An 11,136-nucleotide genomic window follows, 5' to 3' on the forward strand; every position below is an offset into this window, starting at 1 on the left:
AGCGGGCTAGCGTTGCTTCCGTCATACGCCGGGAGGACATGCCCTGCCTGCGCCTCTGAGCCAGCAAATTGGAGATACGGGATGACTTCTCAGCTCGTCGCGCTCTGCTTCGATGCGAACGACCCGCTACGTCTCGCGCGCTGCTGGGCCGGCGTCCTGGGATGGGAGATGGCCAACGACCCCCACGACGGCATCGCGCTCCTGCCGAGCGATGACACCGGGTTCCGGATCCGGTTCCTTCCGACCCAGGAGAAGAAGACCGGCCCGAACCAGGCGCACTTCGATCTGACGAGCACCTCCCTCGATGACCAGCAGCAGACGGTGGCGAGGTCGCTCAAACTCGGTGCGCGGCACATCGACATCGGGCAACGCCCGGAGGAGGGTCACGTGGTGCTCGCCGACCCCGAAGGCAATGAGTTCTGCGTCTGCGAGCCGGGCAACACCTTCCTTGCCGACTGCGGATTCATCGGAGCGCTTGCGTGCGACGGTTCGCAGGAGGTGGGCTACTTCTGGAGCGAAGCGCTGGGCTGGCCGTTGGTCTGGGACCAGGACCAGGAAACCGCGATCCGCTCGCCGCACGGCGGTCCGAAGATCACCTGGGGCGGTCCGCCAGTGGCGCCGAAGAACGGGAAGAACAGACTGCACTTCGACATAGCTCCACCTGTGCACGGTGATCAGCAAGCGGAGGTCGAGCGTCTCATCTCCCTCGGAGCGACTCGAATCGACATCGGCCAGCGCGGGGTCAGTTGGGTGGTCATGGCCGACCCCGATGGCAATGAGTTCTGTGTTCTGACCCCCCGATAGCGTGACCTCGGGGGTGCCGCCGTTCGTGGCCTTCCCGGTAACCGGCCGCGTCCATCAGACGCCGAGACCTGCAGACCACCGGCGCCGCGACCTGCGGTGTTGTAGATGCGCGATCGATTCCCCTATGGGTCATGCGTGCGCGTGTGCCCGTGCCGGCCTTCCTTCGTACCTCGTGAAAACCGGACGCAGGTCCTCCGCCAACCCCAGGCCCAGCGCGGACGCCGTCGAACTGCGCAAGGTCTTCACCGACCTGCTGCGCCTGCCCAAGGCCAACAAACACCTGGCGGGGCTGATGTCGGGGCTGTCGCACTCCTATGACCTGCCCGGGGGCCACCCGCTGGTCGGTCACCGAGTCGCCGGTCTCGACCCGTCGCTGTTCCTGGCCGGCAGGCCCGTCCTGCTCGACCTGGCCGGGATCCTCCCGCACGACCTCGGTGCCACGCGCGCCCAGCCGATGGACGGCCTGCCCCACGCGATTCTGGTCCGCCCCGACGGCTACGCGGCCTGGGCGGCGGATACGGATCCCGACCTGGACGCCCTCACCGGCAATCCGTGCTGGTCCCTCCTGGCGTAGGCCCCCGCTCGGGTAGCCGTCGCCAGGGGCAAAACAACTCTCTCTGACGGGTCAGGTTGGCGATTGCCGGTCATCGCGGTCGTGGTGCTGTGTCTGTCGGATCCCGTCCGCCGGCCCATGACGGGGCTGGGTGACGGCATGTCGGCCGCACTCTCGACGAGGAGCGCCGCTGGTTTGACCTTGACGCTGCGTCAACTTCTAGCATCGGGGCCATGTCGATCACCGTTCTTGACACCTACTCCGCCATGCGGCGGATCCTGCTGGCCCCGGTCGCGGAGCGCGCTGAGCTGCTGCGTTCGATGCTGGAGGCCAACAGCGGCATGTACCGCTACTACCCCGGCGAGGCCGACCTGGTGGCCATACACCGTGAAACGTCCGGGTTCCCCATCGACCGCGACGAGGAGCGTTGCCTCGACGCGCTCGAAACCCTGGCGGCTGCCGGAGCCTGGGAGCGGATGCAACGGGCGCTCGACGACGCTCTCGCCGTACTGCTGGAGGCGACGCCGGGGCTGGAGGTCCCGGACATCACCGTGCTGTTCGTCCTCGGCGATCCGGCTGACAAGCACTTCATGGGTCCCTGCCTAGGAATGACCGGGTTCGGTGGCATCTCGGGCAACATCGCCATCACGTTCTGGCCCTTCCCCGAGAACGTGGAGCGGCTGGAGGCCACCGCCGTGCACGAACTCCACCACAACCTGCGGTTCAGCCCGGGCGGGGTCGTGTGGGACCCGATGACCGTCACGGTCGGCGAGCACATCGTCTCCGAGGGCCTGGCCGACGCCTTCGCCCGACAGCTCTACGGCGACGAGCTCGGCCCCGCCCGCATCGGCGTGCCGCACCTGCACGACGACGAGATCTTCGGCAAGGTGCTCACCGGGCTCGACGTGACAGGCATGCAGAACTTCACCGCCTGGGTGCACGGCGACCCCAGCGCCGAGCACCTCGGTGTCACCCCGGTGGGACTGCCGATGGGCGCCGGGTACGCCGCGGGCAACCGGCTGGTCGACACCTACCTGGCGGCGACCGGGCAGACGGCGGCGCAGGCCCTGCACGCCGACAGCTCAGAGATCATCGCAACCACGCTCCGCCGCGGGTAACACTGGAACGATGGAGTGGACGATCCAGGAACTCGCGACCAGGGCCGGCATCAGCAGCCGCACCCTGCGTCACTACGACCGCGTCGGGCTCCTGGCCCCGTCCCGGGTCGGCGCGAACGGGTACCGCTACTACGACCCCACCGCGGTCGCCCGGCTCCAGCGGATCCTGATCATGCGCCAGCTCGGCATGGGCCTGCCGGCCATCGCCAAGGTCCTGGCGGACGAGGTGGACACGTGCGACGGGCTCCGCGCCCACATCGCCGCACTGGAGGAGGAACGGGACCGCATCGAACGGCAGATCCGCTCCGTGCGTCACACGCTCGAGGCCCTGCAGGCGGGGGCGGAACCGCGGATGGACGTCATGTTGGCGGGGTTCAACGACCTCTACAAGGACGAGGTGATCTCACGCTGGGGCGAGCGGGCGTTCCAAGTGAGCAACGACTGGTGGCACGGCAAGACCCTTGACCAGCAGCTGGCCTGGAAGCAGGACACCGAGGACCTCGTCGCCGCTTGGGTCGCCGCGGCGAGGGCCGGGATCTCTCCGACCTCGGCACGTGCCCAGACGCTGGCCGCTCGGCACGTCCGGTGGCTGAGCGAGATCCCCGGTACGCCCACGGCGGACGGCAAGCGGGAACAATCGATCGCGATGGTCAAGGGCCTGGGGGACATGTACGTCGACGACCCCCGCTTCGCCGGCATGTACGAAGACGCCGCGGGGGCGGCGTTCGTCCGCGACGCACTGCACACGTACGCGCGGACCCAGATGTAGCTCCCGGTAACCCCCTGCGGCCTTCTGCGATCGGGCCGTTCATGGCGTCGGCCGGAGAGGAGTCCCCGGTAGCCTCGCAAGATTGTTTGACTCCGGTGGAGAGTCGTCGTGGGCCCAAATGGTCGCCATGCCGATCAGCGCGCGGGCTGATCTCCGACCTCTTCCTGGCCGGGCGGACGTACCTGATCCGTGGCGTGACCATCCCGGGGGTCGAAGTTGGCCCTCCAACCCCCGGAAGGTAGACCGTTTGACCCTCAAGGCATGGTGCATCTAACGCCTCGCAAGCCGCCGACCGCTGGCCCGACTCCGCCTCGCTCGCCGGCGGGTGATCAGGACGGCATGACGCAGGGCAGACCTTCCGCTACTCCGGCCCGCTCGATATCGAGGTGCGGCGAGCCTGCGGTTCGGGTGAAGATGGCCGCGCCTGGCTGTGGGAGCCGGCACCCCCGAAGAGGAGTGCGCCATGAGCGCCATCGGATCCGCAGACCCGGAGGTCCGGGTGACCAAGGGAAGGCTGCGCGGGCGGATGGAGGATGGCGTGACCGTCTTCCGCGGCGTGCCGTTCGCGCTCCCGCCGGTGGGCGCCCTGCGGCTGGCCGCACCGGTGCCGGCCGAGCCGTGAAACGGGGTGCGCGAGGCCGGCGCGTTCGGTCCGCCGCCGCCGCAGTCCAGGTTGCTGGGCGCGGACGGCGCGGACGGCGCGGACGGCGCGGACGGCAACTGGTTGACCGTCAATGTCTGGTCCCCCGACCTGGGCGCCGCTCGGCTGCCGGTGATGGTGTGGATCCAGGGCGGGGGTTACATGTACGGATGGTCCGGTGACCCGCTCTTCGACGGCCGCGTGCTCGCCCGGGACGGCGTCATCGTGGTCACCTTCAACTACCGGGTCTGCGCCGAGGGCTTCGGACACTTCCAGGGGGCACCGGCCAACCGCGGCTTGCTGGACCAGGTGGCCGCCCTGCGCTGGGTGCGCGACAACATCGCGGCCTTCGGCGGAGATCCGGACCGGGTCACCGTCTTCGGGGAATCCGCCGGAGCCGGGAGCATCGCGGCGCTGATGGCGATGCCCCAAGCCGCCGGTCTGTTCCGCAGGGCGATTGCGCAGAGCGTGCCAGGCCTGTTCTTCTCCGCTGAGCTGGCCGCCGACATCGCCGCCGCCGTGGCCGGTGAGCTGGGCCTGCCCCCGCGCGCGGGCGAACTCGCCCGCCTGTCGCCGGAGCGGCTGATCGACGCCGGGGACGCGGTGGCGGACAAGATGGGCGGCCGCCCGCGGTGGGGCCGGGCCGCGTACGTCCAGTCGCCGTTCGCGCCGGTCGTGGACGGCGAGGTGCTGACCGCGGTGCCGTGGCGGTCACTGGCGAACGGGGCCGCGCGCGATGTGGAGCTGATCGCGGGGCACACCCGCGACGAGTATCGGCTGTTCATGGCCATCAGGGGCGACACCGGCCAGATCACCGCCGAGCGGGCGGCCACCGCGCTGCGGGAGCTCGCCCCGGACCCGGAGGCCTACCGGGCCGCCTACCCGGGGGCCGGCGACGAGCGGCTGTACGAGCTGGTGCACTCCGACTGGTTGTTCCGGATGCCTTCCGTCCGGCTGGCCGAGGCTCACCAGAGGCGCGGCCGGGCCCACCTGTACGAGCTGACCTGGCCGGCCCCCGGCATGGACGGCGATGCCCTCGGCGCCTGTCACGGGCTCGGCCTGCCGCTGACGTTCGGCAACCTGACCGCTGGAGCGGCAGGACTGCTGATCGGGCAGGAGCCGCCACCGGCCGCGGCCACGCTGTCGGCCCGGGTCCGTGCGGCATGGATCGCCTTCGCCACGACCGGTGATCCGGGCTGGCCGGCGTACGAGCCGAAAAACCGGCATACCTGGGTCATCGACACCGAGCCGGACATAACAGCGTATCCGGAGGAGGCCTCCCGTGAGTTGTGGGCCGGTCACGCCTTCGGCCCCCTCCCGTTGCGGGCGCGGCCGTAGCCGGCCGCACCGCTGCCCTTCCCGCGAACCGGCCCACCTTCTCGGCCGTTTGCCGGGTGCGTTGCAGATCCGAGGAGAACAGCTGCACATCGGCGCTGTCCGGGATCTGGGCCTCGCAGCGCCTGGGCAATGGAGGCCGCCGCGGTGAGGCCGGCTGGCGGCAGCTGCGAATCATGCCAGCCGCCGGCGACCCCCTCGATGCGGTGTGTCGCCTCCGGATGGGTGACGGCGCAAATTTCGCCGATCACGGCTCGGTCACCGGCCGTGGTCACGGACTGTCCGCGGCGATGGTGCAATGGCGCGTCGGTTATCGTTCCGAAGCATGAAACGTGTGCTGATCACCGGGATGTCGGGGGTGGGCAAGACCTCGTTGCTGCATGAGTTGGCCGCGCGCGGTTACCGGACTGTGGACACGGATTACGGCGACTACTGCGAAACGGTGGATGGCGAGACGCTTTGGCATGAGGGTGGGATCGACGCGCTGCTCGCCGACGATTCGGGGGAGCATCGAGGAGTGCTATTCGTGCAGGGCACGACGCGGAACCAGGTCGCCTTCTACCCTCGCTTCGACCACATCGTGCTGCTCAGCGCTCCAGCCGAGGTCCTCGTCGAGCGGCTCACCACGCGGACCAACAATCCGTACGGGAAGGATCCGGCCGAGCTCGCCGAGACACTCGACTACCTTGAGACGGTGGAGCCCTTGCTCAGAGCGGCCGCCACGCTCGAGGTGGTCACGACGGTGACCGTCGAGCGGGTCGCCGACCTCGTACTCGAGCACGTGCTCTGACCCGGCGAGGTCATATCGAAGGAGAGGGCGGGATACCCTGCCTGTGGTGCCTCGAACCACGTGACCAGAGGAGTCGATGCTGGGATGACGGCAGGGCGACCGATGCCCACACAGGACGACGTGCTCGAGTACTTCAACACGCTGTCGAACTGGGGACGGTGGGGCGACGACGACGAGCGCGGCACTCTGAACCACATCACCGACGACGTCCGGCTGGCGGCGGCGCGGGCCGTGCGCCACGGCAGGAGCGTGTCGTGCGCATGGGAGGTTGCCGTACCGGAAGACATGGAGCGGTCGACGACGACGTGCCCGTGCGCCGCCGACATGCCGGGTGCCGAGAACATGCCGGTGCCCGGATTCCGCAACGACCGGCGCTGGGGCTTTTCGTCCGAGCGGCTCGGCATCACGTTCCACGGCAACACCCTCACCCACATCGACTCGCCGTGTCACATCTTCTGGGACGGCACGATGTACAACGGGCGGTCGCACTCGTTGGTCGACGCCCCAACGGGATCGGCGTGGGCGGCCGTCACGGCGGCGGCGAACGGGATCATCACGCGTGGTGTCCTGCTGGACATTGCGAGGGTCCGCGATGTGCCGTGGTTGGAACCGGGGCAGGGTGTGTTTCCCGACGATCTCGAGGAGGCCGAGCGTCGCCAGGGCGTGCGGGTGCGATCCGGCGATGCCGTACTCCTGCGGACCGGCTATGGCCGCGTCCGGCACGAGACCGGTGCGGCCAGCGGCTTCACGCAGGCCGGCTGGCACGCGTCCTGCCTGCCGTGGCTGCATGAACGGGAGGTCGCGCTGATCGGCGCTGACACCCCCCAGGACGTTCAGCCATCGGGGTACGAAGACGTGTTGATGCCGGTTCACGCCGTGAGCCTCGTCGCCATGGGTCTGTGGATGCTCGACAACTGCGACCTGGAGGCGTGCGCGACGACGGCTGTCGAGCTCGGCCAGTGGGACTTCCACCTCGCAGTCGCGCCGGTCCGCTTCGCCGGTACGTCCGGCAGCCCGGTCAACCCGATCGCCACATTCTGACCGCGGTTCAGGAGGGCGGTGCGATGCCATGAAGGACCCGGCCCGCACCTGGAACGCGGTCGTGGTCGGTGAGGACACGCCGTGCTGGTCGGGAACCAGGCGGCACGAGCGCCTCAAGGCGGCCTTCACCGAGGTGGGGATGTTCGAGCAGCACTGCGGCGGCGAAGCGGGAGGCGGGTGCCTGCTCGGCCACCGCGAGGGCGTCCGCTGCGGTGTCGACATCGCTCAGCTCGGGCAGCAGATGGACGGTCAGCCCGGCCCGGTCCAGCCGGTCGAGTTGGAGCTTGCCGGTCTCCGGCTGGGACATCGGCACCCCGAGCAGCAGCGCAGGGTCCGGCTCGCGCAGGCCGAGCAGCCAGAAGCCGCCGTCCGCGGCCGGGCCGAACACGGCGTCGTGATTCTCCAATGCCTCCACCGCCTCCCCGAGCAGGGTAGGCGTGACTTGCGGAGTGTCCATGCCGATCAGCACGACGGCTTCCGGCAGGAGCCGGTAGGCGTCCGAGAACGCCGCCGCCAAACGCTCGTCCAGTCCCGAGCCGCGCTGGGGGATCACCACGAAGCCGGGCGGCAGCCAGCTGCCCGGCAGCCCGTCGAGGGCGAGCAACCGCTGGCTGGCGGGTGTCGCGGCGACGGCGAGCAGGCTGTCGCGGAGAGCGGCCTCGGCAAGGGCCGCGGCCTGGTCCGGGGTGTAGGGCGGGGTCAGCCGGGTCTTGGCCCTGCCGGCCACCGGCTCCTTGGCAAGGATCATGATTTGGGCCACGTGATCGACAGTAGGGCGACGCAATGTGCTCAATCCTTACGAGATGCTGACAGCGCCGGCGCGAGCATGACGATCGCGGTCAGCTGATCACCATGGCCCCGTGCCAGGGCCGTTCCGGGTCGCCATGGCGCAGATCGTGGAGGACGACCAGGGCGAGCAGCGGGATGGCGGCGTAAGGCGCCCACGCGTCGGGATCCTCGCACGCGGAGGGGGACAACCCATCGCCGCGCAGCGGGGCCGGCCAGCGCGATGCCACCCCGTGGCGCCGACCGTACGCACTCCGTAAGTACTTCAGCCGGAAAGTTCTTACGGAGTGCGAACGTACCTTCAGCACGATCATGCGGCCCGTTAGCGTCGGCCGGGTGAGGGTGATGGTCACCGGCTCGGCCGGTTTCATCGGGAGCCACGTGGTCGAGGTCCTGGAGGCCGCGGGGCACGAGGTCGTCGGCCTCGACCTGCGGACCGGAGCCGACGTACGCGACGACGCGGCGCTGGATCGGCTGCTGCCGGGCGTGGACCTCGTGGCGCACCAGGCGGCCAAGGTCGGTCTCGGCGTAGACGTCTCCGACCTGCCGGACTACGCCTCGGTCAACGTGTACGGCACCGCCGTGCTGCTGGCGGCCATGGCGCGGCACCGGATCGGACGGCTGGTGCTCGCCTCCTCGATGGTGATCTACGGCGAGGGCGACTACGAGTGCGCCCGGCACGGCCGGGTCCGGCCGGGCCCGCGTACCGTGCCGGACCTGGAGCAGGGCCGCTTCGAGCCGGTCTGCCCACGGTGCGGCGAGCCGGCGGCCTGTGCCGCCATCGGAGAGGACGCGCCACCCGATCCGCGCAACGCCTACGCCACCAGCAAGCTCACCCAGGAACACCTGGCAGCCAACTGGGCCAGGGAGACCGGCGGGAGTGCCATGGCGCTCAGGTACCACAACGTCTACGGCCCGCGCATGCCTCGCGACACCCCCTACGCGGGAGTGGCCGCGATCTTCCGCTCCGAGCTGGAGGCGGGCCGGGCTCCGAAGGTGTTCGAGGACGGCCGCCAGATGCGCGACTTCGTGCACGTGCGCGACGTCGCACGGGCGAACCTGGCGGCGATCCTGGCGCTGTCGCGACCCGGTGAGCTGAGGGCTTACAACGTCGCCAGCGGCACCCCGCACACCGTGGGCGAGATGGCGGCCGCGCTGGCCGCCGAGCGGGGCGGACCGAACCCGCAGGTCACCGGTGGCTACCGGCTGGGGGACGTCCGCCACATCGTCGCCTCCCCTGAACGGGCCGGCCTCGAGCTCGGCTTCCGCGCCGAGGTCGGCTTCGAGGACGGGATGAAGGAGTTCGCCCGGTCATGACGGTAGACGTGATCTACTCTGCCTCAACGAGGAGGCCGCACTCGACTGGGTGCTCGCACGCATGCCCGACGGCCACCTCTCTGAACTTTGCAGGACGCCCGGCTGCGGATGTGCGAATCGGGTGCGCTCGCGCCTCCTAAGGGGACAGCCGGAATAAGGGATGCAGGTCAGCCGGTGCCGCCGGGGGAGATCAGGCCGGTCTCGTAGGCGACCACCACGGCTTGGACACGGTCGCGCAGGCCGAGCTTGGACAGGATGCGCGCGACGTGGGTCTTCACCGTGGCCACGCTGAGGGTCAGCTGGTCGGCGAGTTCGGCGTTGCTCAGGCCGGTGGCGAGCAGGCGCAGGACGTCCAGCTCCCGGGGCGTCAGCTGGGAGAGATCACGGTGGAGGGTGGGCTTCACGTTGTCGCGGCGGGCGAAACGTTCGACCAGGCGGCGGGTGATGGTGGGCGCGAGCAGGGCGTCGCCGGAGCGCACCAGGCGTACCGCGGCCACCAGGTGTTCGGGTGTGACGTCCTTGAGCAGGAACCCGCTCGCCCCCGCGGCGAGCGCGGCGTACACGTAGTGGTCGAGGTCGTAGGTGGTCAGGATCAGCACGCGGGTGCCCTCGGCACCGCCCGCGAGGATCCGCCGGGTGGCTTCGAGGCCGTCCATCTGCGGCATCCTGATGTCCATGAGCACAACGTCGGGCCTGGTACGGCGGACCGCGGCGATGGCTTCGTCCCCGTTGGCGGCCTCGGCCGCCACTTCGATGCCGCCGGCGGTGAGGATCATGCGGAAGCCCGTGCGTACCAGTGCCTGGTCGTCGGCGATGACGGCGCGCAACCGCTCGGTCATGTCGTCCTCCACGGGACGCGGGCCTTGATCCGGAATCCGCCCCCGGCCATGCGTCCGGCGTCCAGAGTCCCGCCGTAGACAGCGAGCCGCTCGCGCAACCCGATCAGCCCCCTGCCGTTGCCGGTCCGCGGCCCGGCGGTCCGCGCTCCGCCAGTGTCGGTCACCTCGATCTGCAGCCAGTCGCCGTCATGACCGATGGTCACGGACGCGGCAGCCCCGGCCGCGTGCTTGATCGTGTTGGTGAGGGCCTCCTGCACGACGCGATAGGCGGCGAGCTCGATCCCGGGAGGCAGCGGCCCGGGCGGCGACACCTCGACGCTCACCGGCACGCCGGCGGCGCGGACCCGTTCCACCAGGGCGTCGAGCTGGTCGAGCCCGGGTTGGGGTTCGAGCCCGTCGGAGGGCCCGTCGAGGCGCTCACCGCCCGGGCCGGCGAGCAGGCCCATGACATGGCGCAGTTCGGCCATGGCGGCCCGGCCGCCGGACTCGATCGCGAGCAGAGCCTGCTTCGACTGTTCCGGCTCCACGTCCATGACCTTGCGGGCCGCACCGGCCTGGATCACCATCACGCTGACATTGTGGGTCACCACGTCGTGGAGTTCGGCGGCGATCCGGGAGCGTTCCTCCGCGACAGCCCTGCGCATGGCGTTCGCCTGCGCCTGCTGCAGCTCGGCGAGCCGATGCCGGCTGGCTCCCAGCCGGCGCCGCCAGAAACGGACGAAGCTCCCGAAGACGCCGACGCTCAGCAGGACGACGAACGGCCCCATCCAGTTCGGCAGCGCGGGCGCGACGTCCCGGAAGGCGCCACCGGCGAGCCCGGCCGCGAGCACGAGGCCACCCAATGCCAGGAACCTGGTACGGCTGTAGGCGACGGCACCGTACGCGGCGACTGCGCAGGCCAGCACGGTGATCCAGGTGGCACTCGCGTGGGTGGCGAGAGCCGCGGCCAGCACCACCCAGAAGGTGATGAGCGGGTACCGGCGCCGCGCCGCCAGCGGTAACGCCGTCAGCGCCACAAGGAACGCGGGCGGGTCGTCGGGCAGAGGCTGGGCAGGCGCGTTGCTGGACGGGTTGCCAGAGAGTGGGGATGGGCCGTTGGACGGGACGCCAGGTGGTGTTGGGTTGCCGGTCGGGGGGTCAGGAG

General features: G+C 70.2%; 11 protein-coding genes and 1 pseudogene. 8 read left to right on the forward strand and 4 right to left on the reverse strand.

What is annotated here, in order from left to right; genetic code table 11:
- The first annotated feature begins 81 nt into the window (after positions 1-81).
- The 7 genes and pseudogenes from ETD86_RS33775 to ETD86_RS33810 all read left to right on the forward strand — a co-directional run bounded on the left by ETD86_RS33775 (position 82) and on the right by ETD86_RS33810 (position 7,050).
- Positions 82-804: a VOC family protein gene (locus tag ETD86_RS33775; protein WP_138670708.1), complete on the forward strand. Its 723-nt coding sequence runs from the start codon at positions 82-84 to the stop codon at positions 802-804.
- A 172-nt stretch (positions 805-976) separates the two neighbouring features.
- The gene (locus ETD86_RS33780; RefSeq protein ID WP_138670709.1) at positions 977-1,378 is read left to right on the forward strand and encodes an FAD-dependent monooxygenase; all 402 of its coding nucleotides are present in this window, start codon (positions 977-979) and stop codon (positions 1,376-1,378) included.
- Positions 1,379-1,590: 212 nt separating this feature from the next.
- Positions 1,591-2,475, forward strand: a complete 885-nt coding sequence (locus ETD86_RS33785; RefSeq protein ID WP_138670710.1) for a DUF2268 domain-containing putative Zn-dependent protease — start codon at positions 1,591-1,593, stop codon at positions 2,473-2,475.
- Positions 2,476-2,485: 10 nt separating this feature from the next.
- Positions 2,486-3,244, forward strand: a complete 759-nt coding sequence (locus ETD86_RS33790) for a MerR family transcriptional regulator (protein ID WP_138670711.1) — start codon at positions 2,486-2,488, stop codon at positions 3,242-3,244.
- Positions 3,245-3,707: 463 nt separating this feature from the next.
- Positions 3,708-5,222: pseudogene (locus ETD86_RS33795) on the forward strand (carboxylesterase/lipase family protein).
- Positions 5,223-5,544: 322 nt separating this feature from the next.
- The gene (locus tag ETD86_RS33805) at positions 5,545-6,009 is read left to right on the forward strand and encodes an AAA family ATPase (RefSeq protein WP_138670712.1); all 465 of its coding nucleotides are present in this window, start codon (positions 5,545-5,547) and stop codon (positions 6,007-6,009) included.
- A gap of 84 nt (positions 6,010-6,093) precedes the next feature.
- On the forward strand, positions 6,094-7,050 hold the full coding sequence (locus tag ETD86_RS33810; RefSeq protein ID WP_246148605.1) for a cyclase family protein: 957 nt from the start codon (positions 6,094-6,096) through the stop codon (positions 7,048-7,050).
- Positions 7,051-7,057: 7 nt separating this feature from the next.
- Here ETD86_RS33810 and ETD86_RS33815 read toward each other — a convergent pair whose 3' ends face one another.
- Together ETD86_RS33815 and ETD86_RS55650 are read right to left on the reverse strand one after the other, a co-directional pair.
- Entirely contained in the window at positions 7,058-7,810 is a 753-nt protein-coding gene (locus ETD86_RS33815; RefSeq protein WP_138670713.1) for a TIGR04282 family arsenosugar biosynthesis glycosyltransferase, read from the reverse strand.
- Between the two features lie 79 nt (positions 7,811-7,889).
- Positions 7,890-8,066: a hypothetical protein gene (locus ETD86_RS55650; RefSeq protein WP_170223409.1), complete on the reverse strand. Its 177-nt coding sequence runs from the start codon at positions 8,064-8,066 to the stop codon at positions 7,890-7,892.
- A gap of 115 nt (positions 8,067-8,181) precedes the next feature.
- Between ETD86_RS55650 and ETD86_RS33820 the strand changes: the two genes are divergently transcribed.
- Entirely contained in the window at positions 8,182-9,153 is a 972-nt protein-coding gene (locus tag ETD86_RS33820) for an NAD-dependent epimerase/dehydratase family protein (RefSeq protein ID WP_138670716.1), read from the forward strand.
- A gap of 167 nt (positions 9,154-9,320) precedes the next feature.
- Here ETD86_RS33820 and ETD86_RS33825 read toward each other — a convergent pair whose 3' ends face one another.
- Together ETD86_RS33825 and ETD86_RS33830 are read right to left on the reverse strand one after the other, a co-directional pair.
- A complete protein-coding gene (locus tag ETD86_RS33825; protein WP_138670714.1) occupies positions 9,321-9,992 on the reverse strand; it encodes a response regulator in 672 nt (223 codons plus the stop codon).
- On the reverse strand, positions 9,989-11,136 hold a 1,148-nt coding region (locus ETD86_RS33830; protein ID WP_246148610.1), incomplete at its 5' end, for a sensor histidine kinase. The genes ETD86_RS33830 and ETD86_RS33825, both read right to left, overlap by 4 nt.

This window comes from Nonomuraea turkmeniaca, from assembly GCF_005889735.1.
In the GTDB taxonomy this organism is placed as follows: Bacteria; Actinomycetota; Actinomycetes; order Streptosporangiales; family Streptosporangiaceae; genus Nonomuraea; species Nonomuraea turkmeniaca.

What these genes read in the sequence shown, in the direction of transcription:
- ETD86_RS33775 (WP_138670708.1), top strand. Translation starts at nt 82, where the DNA reads ATGACTTCTCAGCTCGTCGCGCTCTGCTTCGATGCGAACGACCCGCTA.
- ETD86_RS33785 (WP_138670710.1), top strand. Translation starts at nt 1,591, where the DNA reads ATGTCGATCACCGTTCTTGACACCTACTCCGCCATGCGGCGGATCCTG.
- ETD86_RS33790 (WP_138670711.1), top strand. Translation starts at nt 2,486, where the DNA reads ATGGAGTGGACGATCCAGGAACTCGCGACCAGGGCCGGCATCAGCAGC.
- ETD86_RS33805 (WP_138670712.1), top strand. Translation starts at nt 5,545, where the DNA reads ATGAAACGTGTGCTGATCACCGGGATGTCGGGGGTGGGCAAGACCTCG.
- ETD86_RS33810 (WP_246148605.1), top strand. Translation starts at nt 6,094, where the DNA reads ATGACGGCAGGGCGACCGATGCCCACACAGGACGACGTGCTCGAGTAC.
- ETD86_RS33820 (WP_138670716.1), top strand. Translation starts at nt 8,182, where the DNA reads ATGGTCACCGGCTCGGCCGGTTTCATCGGGAGCCACGTGGTCGAGGTC.
- ETD86_RS33825 (WP_138670714.1), bottom strand. Translation starts at nt 9,992, where the DNA reads ATGACCGAGCGGTTGCGCGCCGTCATCGCCGACGACCAGGCACTGGTA.